This window comes from Streptomyces sp. NPDC087300, assembly GCF_044744425.1.
Classification (GTDB): domain Bacteria; phylum Actinomycetota; class Actinomycetes; order Streptomycetales; family Streptomycetaceae; genus Streptomyces.
Genome location: NZ_JBIUYI010000019.1, coordinates 73,291 through 86,324 on the forward strand (window position 1 = coordinate 73,291; position 13,034 = coordinate 86,324).

The 13,034-nt window shown below is 70.7% G+C and carries 12 protein-coding genes; 5 read left to right on the plus strand and 7 right to left on the minus strand.

The window, feature by feature from the left end; all coding sequences use genetic code 11:
- Positions 1-57 precede the first annotated feature (57 nt).
- From folB to ACIO9J_RS42240, 3 genes are all read left to right on the plus strand, one after another.
- Complete coding sequence (gene folB / locus ACIO9J_RS42230) at positions 58-417, plus strand: dihydroneopterin aldolase (RefSeq protein ID WP_384259199.1); 360 nt, start codon at positions 58-60, stop codon at positions 415-417.
- The gene (gene folK / locus ACIO9J_RS42235) at positions 414-1,025 is read left to right on the plus strand and encodes a 2-amino-4-hydroxy-6-hydroxymethyldihydropteridine diphosphokinase (protein WP_402010926.1); all 612 of its coding nucleotides are present in this window, start codon (positions 414-416) and stop codon (positions 1,023-1,025) included. Before folB ends, folK begins: the two co-directional genes overlap by 4 nt.
- A gap of 90 nt (positions 1,026-1,115) precedes the next feature.
- The gene (locus ACIO9J_RS42240) at positions 1,116-1,601 is read left to right on the plus strand and encodes a DUF3180 domain-containing protein (RefSeq protein WP_402010928.1); all 486 of its coding nucleotides are present in this window, start codon (positions 1,116-1,118) and stop codon (positions 1,599-1,601) included.
- A 70-nt stretch (positions 1,602-1,671) separates the two neighbouring features.
- On the opposite strand, the gene ACIO9J_RS42245 is transcribed toward ACIO9J_RS42240, so the two are convergent.
- The 7 genes from ACIO9J_RS42245 to dacB all read right to left on the minus strand — a co-directional run bounded on the left by ACIO9J_RS42245 (position 1,672) and on the right by dacB (position 10,526).
- A complete protein-coding gene (locus tag ACIO9J_RS42245) occupies positions 1,672-2,691 on the minus strand; it encodes an aldo/keto reductase (protein WP_402010930.1) in 1,020 nt (339 codons plus the stop codon).
- Positions 2,692-2,792: 101 nt separating this feature from the next.
- On the minus strand, positions 2,793-3,398 hold the full coding sequence (gene folE / locus ACIO9J_RS42250) for a GTP cyclohydrolase I FolE (RefSeq protein WP_402010931.1): 606 nt from the start codon (positions 3,396-3,398) through the stop codon (positions 2,793-2,795).
- A gap of 143 nt (positions 3,399-3,541) precedes the next feature.
- On the minus strand, positions 3,542-5,569 hold the full coding sequence (ftsH, locus tag ACIO9J_RS42255; protein WP_402010933.1) for an ATP-dependent zinc metalloprotease FtsH: 2,028 nt from the start codon (positions 5,567-5,569) through the stop codon (positions 3,542-3,544).
- 184 nt (positions 5,570-5,753) lie between these two features.
- Positions 5,754-6,314, minus strand: coding sequence for a hypoxanthine phosphoribosyltransferase (gene hpt, locus ACIO9J_RS42260; protein ID WP_055549829.1), 561 nt, complete (start codon positions 6,312-6,314; stop codon positions 5,754-5,756).
- Between the two features lie 54 nt (positions 6,315-6,368).
- A complete protein-coding gene (gene tilS / locus ACIO9J_RS42265; protein ID WP_402010934.1) occupies positions 6,369-7,400 on the minus strand; it encodes a tRNA lysidine(34) synthetase TilS in 1,032 nt (343 codons plus the stop codon).
- Between the two features lie 234 nt (positions 7,401-7,634).
- On the minus strand, positions 7,635-8,756 hold the full coding sequence (locus tag ACIO9J_RS42270; protein ID WP_402010936.1) for a zinc-dependent metalloprotease: 1,122 nt from the start codon (positions 8,754-8,756) through the stop codon (positions 7,635-7,637).
- Between the two features lie 240 nt (positions 8,757-8,996).
- Positions 8,997-10,526 carry a D-alanyl-D-alanine carboxypeptidase/D-alanyl-D-alanine-endopeptidase gene (gene dacB, locus ACIO9J_RS42275; protein ID WP_402010938.1) on the minus strand — a complete coding sequence of 510 codons (1,530 nt, stop codon included), beginning with the start codon at positions 10,524-10,526 and terminating at the stop codon, positions 8,997-8,999.
- Between the two features lie 85 nt (positions 10,527-10,611).
- On the opposite strand from dacB, the gene ACIO9J_RS42280 reads away from it, so the two are divergent.
- Together ACIO9J_RS42280 and ACIO9J_RS42285 are read left to right on the plus strand one after the other, a co-directional pair.
- Positions 10,612-11,103, plus strand: a complete 492-nt coding sequence (locus ACIO9J_RS42280) for an inorganic diphosphatase (RefSeq protein WP_055549835.1) — start codon at positions 10,612-10,614, stop codon at positions 11,101-11,103.
- A gap of 144 nt (positions 11,104-11,247) precedes the next feature.
- Positions 11,248-12,921: a threonine/serine exporter ThrE family protein gene (locus tag ACIO9J_RS42285; RefSeq protein ID WP_402010939.1), complete on the plus strand. Its 1,674-nt coding sequence runs from the start codon at positions 11,248-11,250 to the stop codon at positions 12,919-12,921.
- The last annotated feature ends 113 nt before the right edge of the window (positions 12,922-13,034 follow it).

Sequence of the window (13,034 nt, forward strand, 5' to 3'; positions counted from 1 at the left end):
GTGCCGACCGCACTCGGTGCAGGCCTGCCGATACCGACGATTGCAGGAGTGATTCGCGTGGATCGTGTCGCGCTGCGCGGCCTCAAGGCCCGCGGGCACCACGGTGTCTATCCGCGGGAGCGCGAAGAGGGCCAGACCTTCATCGTGGACCTGGTGCTTGGCCTGGACACGCGAGCGGCCGCGGCCGACGACGACCTGGCGAAGACCGTGCACTACGGAATCGTGGCCGAGGAGGTCGTGGCCGTCGTCGAGGGCGAGCCCGTCGACCTCATCGAGACGCTCTCCGAGCGCATCGCCCAGGCGTGTCTCAAGCACGACGGAGTCCTGGAGGTCGAGGTGTGCGTGCACAAACCGGACGCCCCGATCACCGTCCCCTTCGACGACGTGACCGTCACCATCACCCGGAGCCGAGTATGACTGCGCCCTTCAAAGCGGGTCAGAGCGACCCGACCGTCCAGCCGGTGCCCACCTCGGTGGTCGAGCAGGTGGACGCCGCGGACACCACCCTGTCCAACCCCAAGCGCGCCGTGATCTCCCTCGGCAGCAACCTGGGCAACCGCCTGGAGACCCTCCAGGGCGCCGTCGACGCCCTGGAGGACACCCCCGGACTGCGCGTCAAGGCCGTCTCCCCGGTGTACGAGACCGAGCCGTGGGGCGTCGAACCCGGCTCCCAGCCCTCGTACTTCAACGCGGTGGTCGTGGTGAAGACGACCCTGCCGCCCGCCTCGCTCCTGGAGCGCGCGCACGCGGTCGAGGAGGCCTTCCACCGCGTACGCGACGAGCGCTGGGGCCCGCGCACCATCGACGTCGACATCGTGGCGTACGCCGACGTGGTCTCCGACGACCCGACGCTCACGCTGCCCCACCCGCGCGCGCATGAACGTGCCTTCGTGCTCGCCCCCTGGCACGACGTGGAGCCCGAGGCCCAGGTGGCCGGGCGCGGACCGGTGGCCGAGCTGCTCGCCGGGATCGGCAGGGACGGCGTCCTGCCCCGCGCCGACCTGGAACTCCGGCTGCCCGAGTAGTCGTTAGGGTCTAACGGATCCGTACGACGGCCACGGACGACCAGGCGGTCGGCGGTCCATGACGACGATGAAGGCGATGAAGGGTCACCCGTGAAGCAACTGCGCATCAGGACACTGGCCGGCCTCTTCCTCGCGGCCGGCGCGCTGTCCTGGTCGGGCGCCCGCCTGTGGGACTCCCACGGCACGCTGCCGCGGGTCCCGCTGGCCGCGCCCATCGTGCTCGCGGTGATCGCCGTCGTCCTGCTCGCGACGGCGCTCTCGCTGCGGTCCCGGCTGCGCGCCCAGCGCGAGCGGCGGGCCGACGCCAAGGGCGTCGACCCGATGATGGCCGCCCGCGCCCTGGTCTTCGGCCAGGCGAGCGCCCTGGTCGCGGCCCTCGTCTCGGGGATGTACGGCGGCGTGGGCGTGTTCATGCTGGAGTTCCTCGACATCCCCGGCCGCAAGGACCAGGCGGTCTACGCCGGGCTCTCCGTGCTGATGGGCATCGCCGTCATCGCGGCCGCCTTCTTCATGGAGCGGGTCTGCAAGCTCCCTGAGGACGACGACGAGGACGCGGGGGCGGCCCCGGCGGCCTGACGCCGGACCCACCCTCCCCGCCGCTCACAGGCGCCTCTAGGCGCCTCCAGGCAGCCGCGGACGGCCGCGGCTACATCAGCGTCCCGCCCTCGACCTCCGTCTCGCCGAGGATCGCCGCGAGGCGCGTGAGCACCTCCGCGTCCAGCCGCACCAGCGCCGCGGCGAGGTTCTCCTCGATGTGCCGCGGCGTACGGCTGCCGGGGATCGGCACCACGTTCGGGTCCTGGTGGAGCAGCCAGGCGAGGGCCAGCTGTGCCGGGGTGATGCCCAGCTCCTCGGCCACGCCCCGCACGGGTGCGAAGCGGTCGTTGTTCGCCTTCAGGTTCGCCGCGTCGAAGCGCGGCGCGTTCTGCCGGAAGTCGCCCTCGTCGACCTTGCCGACCGTGCCCGTCAGGAACCCGGCGCCCAGCGGCGACCACGGCACGAGACCGACCCCCAACTCACGCGCGGCGGCGAGCAGTTCCGGCTCGGCGGGCTTCCACATCGACCACTCGATCTGCACGGCGGCCACGGGGTGCACGGCGTGCGCGGCGCGCAGCTGGTCCGCGGTCACGTTGGAGACCCCGAGATGGCGCACGAGGCCTGCGTCGATCAGCTCGGCGACCGCGCCGACGGTGTCCTCGAAGGGCACCTGCGGGTCGGGGAAGTGCGGGTAGTACAGGTCGATGTAGTCCGTCCCCAGGGCCCGCAGGCTCGCCTCCGCGTAGCCCCGCACGTGCTTGGGGTCGCCGTTGACCGCGAGCTCCCCGAAGGCGTACCCGATGGGGAAGGGATGCGGCTCGACTCCCTCCGGCAGCAGGAAGCCGAACTTGGTGGCTATCGCGACCTGGTCGCGGCGCCCGCGCAGGGCACGCCCGACGAGCCGTTCGTTGTGCCCGTCGACGCCGTAGCCGTCGGAGGTGTCGAAGATCGTGGCGCCCGCGTCGACGGCGGCGCGCAGCGCCCGCTCGCCGCGCTCGTCGTCGACCTCGCCGTACATCCCCGGGGAGAGCGCCATGGCGCCGTATCCCAGCGCGGAGACCTCGAGTCCGCCAAGCCGACGGGTGGGCAGCGACCGCGTGCTCGGATGCGAGTTGCTCGAATTCGTCATACACGCAGTCTTTCGGCCGCCGCGCCCACCCGTCCAACACTTCCGCCACAACCACCGGTCACGTAGGGGGAGTTGGGCGGGTGGGCCGGAAACGTCCCGGCTCAGCGGGCCATGATCAGGCTCATCGCCTCGTTGCGCGTGGCGGGATCGCGGAGCTGCCCGCGCACCGCGGAGGTGATGGTCTTCGCGCCCGGCTTGCGCACGCCGCGCATCGACATGCACATGTGCTCGCACTCGACGACCACGATCACCCCGCGCGGCTCCAGGATCTGCATCAGGGAGTCGGCGATCTGCGTGGTCAGGCGCTCCTGGACCTGCGGCCTGCGCGCGTACACGTCCACGAGCCTGGCCAGCTTGGAGAGGCCGGTGATCTTTCCGTCCGCCGACGGGATGTAGCCGACGTGGGCGACGCCGTGGAACGGGACCAGGTGGTGCTCGCAGGAACTCTGCACCTCGATGTCCTTCACCAGGACCATCTCGTCGTGCCCGAGGTCGAACGTCGTCGTCAGGACGTCCTCAGGACGCTGCCACAGTCCCGCGAATATCTCCTTGTACGCCCGCGCGACGCGCCCGGGGGTCTCCCGCAGGCCCTCCCGGTCGGGGTCCTCCCCGACGGCGATCAGAAGCTCACGCACGGCGTTCTCGGCCCGCTTCTCGTCGAACTCACCGATCGCGCCCTCGCCGTCCAGCGTCACGGGGTCGGTCATCTGTGCCTCGTTCCTGTACGTTCCCGCGCCTACCGTGCGCGGAAGTAAGGGTGCCAATTGCGGGCGTACGAAATAAGCCGCGCCCCCCAGGCTAAAACCAGGGGGGCGCGGCATCCATTCCGGGCCTGCTGAGGCTCGCGGGATCAGCTCTCGGGGCGGTCCTCGGGGACGACCTCGACGGGCTGGTCCTTCGTCGTGCCGGCGGTCACCGCGGGGGTGGCGCCGTTCGCACCGTTCGTCAGCGACAGCTCCTTGGGGGAGAGCACCGGCGGACGGGTCGACGGCGTACGCCGCGAGGAGCCGGTCCACGCCGGGCGGGCCGGGCGCTTCACGATGCCGGCGAAGACCTCGGCGATCTGCTCCTTGCCGAGGGTTTCCTTCTCCAGAAGCTCGAGGACCAGCTTGTCGAGGACGTCGCGGTTCTCGACGAGGATCTCCCACGCTTCGTTGTGCGCGGTCTCGATGAGCTTCTTGACCTCTTCGTCGACCAGCGCCGCGACCTCTTCGGAGTAGTCCCGCTGGTGACCCATCTCGCGGCCCAGGAAGGGCTCCGAGTTGTCACCGCCGAACTTGATCGCGCCGAGCCGCTCGGTCATGCCGTACTGCGTGACCATCGCGCGGGCCGTGCTCGTGGCCTTCTCGATGTCGTTCGCCGCGCCCGTCGTCGGGTCGTGGAAGACGAGCTCCTCGGCCGCGCGCCCGCCCATCATGTACGCGAGCGTGTCGAGCATTTCGTTGCGCGTGGTCGAGTACTTGTCCTCTTCGGGCAGGACCATGGTGTAACCCAGGGCCCGGCCGCGGGACAGAATCGTGATCTTGTGGACCGGGTCCGCGTTCGGAGAGGCCGCCGCGACCAGGGCGTGTCCGCCCTCGTGGTACGCGGTGATCTTCTTTTCCTTGTCGGACATGATCCGGGTCCGCTTCTGCGGGCCCGCCACGACTCGGTCGATCGCCTCGTCGAGGGAGTGGTTGTCGATCAGCTTCTTGTCGCTGCGCGCCGTGAGGAGCGCCGCTTCGTTCAGCACGTTCGACAGGTCGGCGCCCGTGAAGCCCGGCGTACGCCTGGCCACCGCGCCCAGGTCGACGTCCGGGGCGACCGGCTTGCCCTTCTGGTGAACCTTGAGGATCTCCAGACGGCCCAGCATGTCCGGGCGGTCGACGGCGATCTGCCGGTCGAAACGTCCCGGGCGGAGCAGCGCCGGGTCGAGGATGTCCGGCCGGTTCGTGGCGGCGATCAGGATGACGCCGCCCTTCACGTCGAAGCCGTCCATCTCGACGAGCAGCTGGTTCAGCGTCTGCTCGCGCTCGTCGTGGCCACCGCCGAGACCGGCACCGCGGTGGCGACCCACCGCGTCGATCTCGTCGACGAAGACGATCGCCGGGGCGTTCGCCTTGGCCTGCTCGAAGAGGTCGCGCACACGGGAGGCACCGACACCGACGAACATCTCGACGAAGTCGGAACCGGAGATCGAGTAGAACGGCACCCCGGCCTCACCGGCGACGGCGCGCGCGAGCAGCGTCTTACCCGTACCGGGCGGGCCGTAGAGGAGCACGCCCTTGGGGATCTTGGCGCCGACGGCCTGGAACTTCGCCGGCTCCTGGAGGAACTCCTTGATCTCGTGGAGCTCCTCGACCGCCTCGTCGGACCCCGCCACATCGGAGAAGGTCGTCTTCGGGGTGTCCTTGGTGATCAGCTTGGCCTTGGACTTCCCGAAGTTCATGACTCGGGAGCCGCCGCCCTGCATCTGATTCATCAGGAACAGGAAGACAACGACGATGAGGACGAAGGGGAGCAGGGAAAGCAGGATCCCGACGAACGGGTTCTGCTTCGACGGGGAGACGGTGTAACCGTCCGGGATGTCCTTGCTCTCGAACTTGGCCTGCAGGGACTTGGCGAGGTCGACGCCCTGGTCGCCGATGTAGCTCGCCTGGATCTTGCTGCTGTCCTTGACCTTCTGGCCGTCCTTGAGCTCGACCTTGATGATCTGCTCGTCACCGGTGGTGAGCTTGGCTGATTCGACCTTGTTGTCGTTGATCGCCTGGACGACCTGGCCGGTGTCCACCGTCTTGTAGCCACCGGACGAGCCGACGACCTGCATCAACACGACCACGGCAAGGACGGCCAGCACGATCCACATGACTGGCCCACGGAAGTATCGCTTCACGTCCATCCATACGGAGCGATGACGCCCCGTCCCTCCTGCCATAGTGAGTTTGATAAAGACTGTTCTTCGGACGGTACCCCAGCATTGTGACCCGAAGCCGCACGGGACGGCTGGCAATCCCGCCTTCGCTTGCTCCAACGGCGGGAAACGGGTGAGGGTTCCCCGACGCCGTGCACGCCCTTACGGAGCGTCAGCCTCCGTAGACGTGCGGAGCGAGCGTTCCGACGAACGGGAGGTTGCGGTACTTCTCCGCGAAGTCGAGGCCGTATCCCACGACGAACTCGTTCGGGATGTCGAAGCCGATCCACTTCACGTCGATCGCGACCTTCGCCGCCTCCGGCTTGCGCAGCAGCGTGCACACCTCGAGGGAGGCGGGCTCGCGCGAACCGAGGTTGGACAGCAGCCAGGACAGCGTCAGACCGGAGTCGATGATGTCCTCGACGATCAGGACGTGCTTGCCCTTGATGTCGGTGTCCAGGTCCTTGAGGATCCGGACGACGCCCGAGGACTGCGTGCCCGCGCCGTACGACGACACGGCCATCCAGTCCATCGTGACGGGGGTGGACAGCGCACGCGCCAGGTCCGCCATGACCATCACCGCGCCCTTGAGGACGCCGACGATCAGCAGGTCCTTGCCCGCGTACTCCGCGTCGACCTTCGCCGCCAGCTCGGCCAGCTTCGCGTCGATCTCTTCCTTGGTGATGAGCACCGACTGAAGGTCGGTGCCCATGTCTTTCGCGTCCACCCGCATCACTTTCGGTCGTCCCACCAGCCGCACGGGGCCCACGGTGAACGTGGCCTCTCGTCAGCCTTGCCGGATGACCAGTCTGCCACCCTGCCGCTGAGCCACGACTTTGCCCGGGAGGTTGATGGCTCCCTGGCCGCGCCAGCCGGTGATCAGACGGTCGACCTCTTCGATGTGCCGGGCGAACAGCGAACCGGCGGGCGCCCCTGCCTCGATGGCGGCCCTGCGCACGATCCGGCGGCGCACGGCGGGCGGCAGCGCGTAGAGCTTGGCGCACTCCAGGAGGCCGGTGGCGTCCCGCACGCTCGTCTCGGCCTGGGCCGCCCAGCTGTCGAGCGCGTCGGCATCGTCCCTGGACAGCTGCGCCGTACGGGCGAGGGCCTCGACGACTCCCTTGCCGAGCGCCTTCTCCAGGGCGGGCAGTCCCTCGTGGCGCAGCCGGGAGCGGGTGTACGCCGGGTCCGTGTTGTGCGGGTCGTCCCAGACGGGCAGCGACTGGACCATGCAGGCCTTGCGGGCGGTCTGCCGGTCGATGTGCAGGAAGGGGCGCCGGTAACGTCCCGCGGCCCCCGAGGTCGCGGCCATTCCGGACAGGGAGCGGATCCCGGAGCCGCGGGCGAGACCGAGCAGGACGGTCTCCGCCTGGTCGTCGCGGGTGTGCCCGAGCAGGACAGCGGCTGCTGAATGCCGTTCGGCGGCGGCATCCAGGGCTGCGTAGCGGGCGTCACGGGCGGCGGCCTCGGGGCCGCCGTCGCGGCCCACGTCCACGGCCACGGATTCGACGGGGGCGAGCCCCAGGGCGGTCAGCCGCACGACGACTTCGGCGGCGCGCAGGTCCGAGCCCGGCTGGAGGCCGTGGTCGACGGTGACGCCGCCGGCCCGGATGCCGAGCTTGGGCGCCTCGAAGGCGAGGGCGGAGGCGAGCGCCATGGAGTCGGCGCCGCCGGAGCATGCGACGAGCACGAGCGGCGGAGCCTGCTCGTGTGGGGGTGGGGGGTCGGTTTCGGAGCTGCGCTGTACGTCGGTCAGTACGTCGTGGAGTACGCGGCGGACCGCCAGGCGTATCGCCGCGACCGCAGGATGGGGACCCATGTCCGGTTCCCTTCATGAAGTTCGGGGGGTGAGCCTCGGATCAGTCACTCAGGACCCACTCGGGACTTCGGGACCCGCTGGGGCCCTTCTTTCCGTCGAGTTCGGTCACTCAGAGTGTGTCGATGGTGACAGAGCCGAGCCGTTCCCCGAGCATTGCACGCCTACCCATCGCCTACGGTCCCTCGGACGGGTGATTGCGGGGGCGTTCTCCTGCCATCGGCCGCATCCGGTCCCTCACTCTCCCTTACGGTGCACCCTCGCGACCCAGTCCGCCGGTTTGGCGATCTCCGCCTTGGTGGGCAGTGTGTTCGGTGACGTCCAGACGCGGTTGAAGCCGTCCATGCCGACCTCGCCCACGACCGCCCGCACGAAGCGCTCGCCGTCGCGATATTGGCGCAATTTCGCGTCGAGCCCGAGGAGCTTGCGCAGTGCCTGGTCGAGGCGGCTCGCCCCGCGGGCCCTGCGCTCCTTGAACTTCTCCCTGATCTCGCCGACGGAGGGCACCACCTCGGGGCCCACGCCGTCCATCACGAAGTCCGCGTGGCCCTCCAGGAGGGACATCACGGCCGTGAGGCGGGCGAGGATCTCGCGCTGGGCGGGGGTCTGCACCAGCTCGACGAGGGAGCGCCCGCCGTCGTCCTCCTCGCCCTCGGGGCGGCCGCCCGCCAGCGACTGGGCGGCCTCCCTGACGCGCTCCAGGACCGTCATGGGGTCGACCTCGGTCTCGCCGAGGAACGACTGGATCTCACCCTCCAGGTGGTCCCTGAGCCAGGGCACGGCGGAGAACTGGGTGCGGTGCGTCTCCTCGTGGAGGCAGACCCAGAGCCTGAAGTCGTGCGGGTCCACGTCCAGTTCGCGCTCGACGTGCACGATGTTCGGCGCGACGAGGAGAAGCCTGCCGCCGCCGTTGGCCCCGGCGGGGAGCTCGCGGGTGGCCGGGGCGAAGGTCTCGTACTGCCCGAGGACGCGGGAGGCCAGGAAGGACAGGAGCATGCCCAGCTCCACGCCCGTCACCTTGCCGCCGACCGCGCCCAGCACGGCGCCGCCGGGGCCCGCGCCGCGCCGGTCCTGCATCTTCTCCAGGAGGGGCTTGAGGAGCTCGCGGAAGCCCGCCACGTTCGCCCGGACCCAGCCTGCGCGGTCCACGACGAGGACGGGGGTGTCGTGGATCTCGCCCGAGCCCATCCGCGTGAAGGAACGGACGTGTTCCTCCGAGGACTTGGCATGCCTGCGGAGCTCCGCGACGACGGCGCGCGCCTCGTCCCGGCTCACCTCAGGGCCCGGCCGCACAAGCCGGGTCGCGGTCGCCACCGCGAGATTCCAGTCGACCATCTCGGCACCACCGATGCTCGTCATGCGTCAACGGTACGTGGTTGCTCCGCTCCGTGGAGGGGGTTGGAACCCGGGGTTGGCCCGGAGCGGGCCCCTAAGGGCCCCGGGGGCGGGGCGGGGCAGGGGTGTCCTCGTCCGCGGGCCGGACGTGGCCGCTCGCGCAGTTCCCCGCGCCCCTTACGGGGCCGCCCTCGATGGCCGCGCCCGCGCGGCGGAGCCGCACATGACACGGCCCCGCGCCCCTGACGGGGCCCGCACCGCCCCTCAAGCCCGGCAGCCGCAGTTCGCCACCGCGGAAGCCATGTGGTCCAGGGCCTTCTGCGCGCCGTCCGCGTCCGTCGTGCCCGTGGTCATGAAGGCGAAGACCAGGAGGCGGCCGTCGGCGTCCACGACCGTGCCGGAGAGGGTGTTCACGCCGGTGAGCGTGCCGGTCTTGGCGCGGACCAGGCCCGTGCCCGGGGAGTCCTTGGGGTAGCGGTCGACGAGCGTGCCGGTGAAGCCCGCGATGGGCAGGCCCGTGAGGACGGGGCGCAGGGCGGGGTGGCCGGGGTCGGCGGCGCGGTCCAGGAGCTCGGTGAGCAGCAGCGCCGAGGCCCTGTCGGCCCGGTCCAGGCCGCTGCCGTCGGCGAACTCGGCGTCGCCGACGGGGAGTTCGAGCTTTTCGAGCGCCGCGCGGGTCGCCTTGCCCGCGCCGTCGAAGCTGGCGGGCTCCTCCGCGGCGATCGCCGTCTGGCGGGCCAGGTGCTCGGCGATGTCGTTGTCGCTGTGCGTCAGCATCCGCTCGACCAGGAAGGACAGCGGCGGCGACTCGACCTTGGCGAGGGACTCGGCGCGGCCGGACGCCTTGGAGGGCCCCGGCTGCCCCGTGGTCCTGATGCCGTGGTCCTTCAGGAAGCCCTCGAACTTGCGCACCGCGTCGCCCGCCGGGTCCTCGGTGCGCGTCGCGGGGCCGCTGGACGAGTCGTCGAGGCGGCCCTCGTCGACCATCAGGGCACTGACCGGGGTGATGTTCTCGTTCGGGCTGATGGGGTGCAGCGGGGGCCCCGAGTACAGCGAGGTGTCGTACGAGAGGGTCACCTCGTCGACGTCCCGGGCCTTCAGGGCGCGGGCGGTGTCCTCGGCGAGGGCGCGCAGGCTCGCCGCGGTGTCGGTGTAGCGGCCCTCCTTGCGGGCGGTGAGCGTCGGGTCGCCGCCGCCGACCAGCACGACTTCCTTCGTGTCGGGCTCGATCACCGTCTTGGTCGTGATGCGGTGATCGGGTCCTACGGAGGACAGCGCCGCGACCGCCGTGGCGATCTTGATCGTGGAGGCGGGCGTCAGGAGCTTGTCCGCGTGCTTGTCGTAGACGCGCTTGCCGGAGGCCGCGTCGACCACGACGGCCGCCTTGTCGGGGCCGAGCGCGGGGTCCTTCATGATCGGGTCGAGGACGTCCGCCAGGGCGCGTCCCGTCGGGACGGGCGCCTTCCCCGCGGGCGCGCCGAGCCCGGCGAGCACGGACGGCGCGCTGGGAGCCGTGCCGGGCGCCCGACCAGGCGTACGACCTGCGTGATCTGCGCCACCCCCGGCCTCCTGGGAAGCGGCCCACTCCCGCTCGGCCGTACGCTGGCCGGAGGAGTCCCAAGGGCCGGCCGCGGCCACCGCCCCGGCCGAGATCGCCAGGCCGACGGTGGCGGCACCCGCCGTGAGCTGCCAGGTCTTGAGCTTCCCCGAAACCTGGGGGAGCTTGACGGCAGGAGGCTTGGGCAGCTGTCTCCACAGCTGCCGAGGCCGCTGCCAAGGCTTGAGCTCCGGCACGACGTCCAGCCCCTTTCGCGATCACACATCTGCGTGAGGGACACTTAATCACCCGAAGTATGTGCTGATCATGGAGGAGCCACCCGTGGAGTTCGACGTCACCATCGAGATTCCGAAGGGTTCGCGGAACAAGTACGAGGTGGACCACGAGACCGGCCGGATCCGTCTGGACCGTCGCCTCTTCACGTCGACCAGCTACCCCGCGGACTACGGCTTCGTCGAGAACACCCTCGGCGAGGACGGTGACCCGCTGGACGCCCTCGTCATCCTGGACGAGCCGACCTTCCCGGGCTGCCTCATCAAGTGCCGCGCGATCGGCATGTTCCGGATGACCGACGAGGCGGGCGGCGACGACAAGCTGCTCTGCGTCCCGGCCTCGGACCCCCGTGTGGAGCACCTGCGGGACATCCACCACGTCTCCGAGTTCGACCGCCTGGAGATCCAGCACTTCTTCGAGGTCTACAAGGACCTGGAGCCCGGCAAGTCCGTCGAGGGCGCCGACTGGGTCGGCCGTGCGGACGCCGAGGCCGAGATCGAGAAGTCGTACAAGCGTGCGGAGGCGCAGGGCGGCCACTGAGCCACCTGCCTCGTACGGGCCGCGTGATCCGATCACTGGATCACGCGGCCCGTTCGTGCGTCCGTGCTCATACTGACGTACGGATCTGTGCTCATACTGGCGTACGGAGGGTGCGCACGTAGCGGACGAGAAGTGAGGCGAGGAGTGTCCGAGCAGGAGGCCGAGGACCGCAAACCGCAGTCGGACGAGGCCCGCAGTGCCTTCGTGCAGCCCAGCGGGGTGACGCAGCAGGCACCGACGCTCGAGGACGAGTCCCAGACCACGTCGGAGTTCGCGCTCCCCACGGGCCTGGCCACCCCGGCGTCGACGACGCAGGAGACCGAGAAGTCGGCGTTCACCACGCCGCACACCTACAGCTCCCGCAACGCCCCGCAGGCCTTCACGCCCGCGCAGGGCATACCCCTGGTGAAGCTCACCAAGGAGGTGCCCTGGCAGGACCAGATGCGCACCATGCTGCGGATGCCGGTCGCCGAGCGGCCCGCTCCGGAGGCGGCGCAGAAGCAGGAGGACGAGACCGGGCCCGCCGTGCCCCGCGTGCTCGACCTGACGCTGCGTATCGGGGAGCTGCTGCTCGCGGGCGGTGAGGGCGCCGAGGACGTCGAGGCGGCCATGTTCGCCGTCTGCCGGTCCTACGGCCTGGACCGCTGCGAGCCGAACGTGACGTTCACCCTGCTGTCGATCTCGCACCAGCCCTCGCTCGTCGACGACCCCGTCACGGCCTCCAGGACGGTCCGCAGGCGCGGCACCGACTACACCCGGCTCGCGGCCGTCTTCCACCTGGTGGACGACATCAGCGACCCGGACATCGACGTCTCCCTGGAGGAGGCCTACCGGCGTCTCGCGGGCATCCGGCGTAACCGTCACCCCTACCCGGGCTGGGCCCTGACGGCGGCCAGCGGGCTGCTCGCGGGCTCCGCGTCCGTGCTCGTCGGCGGTGGCGCGCTGGTCTTCGTGGTGGCCGCGGTCGGCGCGATGCTCGGCGACCGGCTCGCGTGGCTGTGCGCGGGGCGCGGGCTGCCGGAGTTCTACCAGTTCGTGGGCGCCGCGATGCCGCCCGCCCTGATGGGTGTGGCGCTCAGCTTCACGCACACGGAGGCGTCGATGGCCTCCGCGGTCATCACCGGTGGGCTCTTCGCGCTGATCCCCGGGCGGGCCCTGGTGGCCGGTGTGCAGGACGGCCTGACCGGCTACTACATCACCGCGGCCGCGCGCCTCCTGGAGGTCATGTACCTCATCGTGGGCATCGTCTGCGGTGTCCTGCTCGTGCTGTCGCTCGGCGTGATGCTGGACGCGACGAACCTGACCCCGGAGACGAAGTTCGGCGTGACCTCGTCGCGCCCCGTCATCCAGATCCTGGCGTCGATGGCGCTGAGCCTCGCCTTCGCGATCCTGCTCCAGCAGGAACGTCACACCGTGGCGATCGTGACGCTCAACGGCGGCATCGCCTGGGTGATGTTCGGTGCGCTCGCGCAGACCCCGCTGAAGCTCTCGCCGGTCGCCGCGACGGCCATCGCGGCCGGGCTCGTGGGCCTCTTCGGGCAGCTGTTCTCGCGCTACCGGTTCGCGTCCTCACTGCCGTACGTGACGGCCGCGATCGGGCCGCTGCTGCCAGGTAGCGCGACGTACTTCGGGCTGCTCGCGCTCGCCCAGAACGACCTCAACACGGGCATCAACTCGCTCACCAAGGCCGTCGCGACGGCGCTCGCCATCGCGATCGGCGTGAACCTGGGGAGTGAGGTGTCGCGGCTGATCCTGAAGCAGCCGGGTGCCGCTTCTGCGGCGAATCGCCGTGCGGCTAAGCGGACCAGGGGGTTCTGACCCTGTGGGCGGGGGGTTGGGGGGGGGGGGGGGGGGGGGGGGGGGGGGGGGGGGGGGGGGGGGGGGGGGGGGGGGGGGGGGGGGGGGGGGGGGGGGGGGGGGGGGGGGCGGGG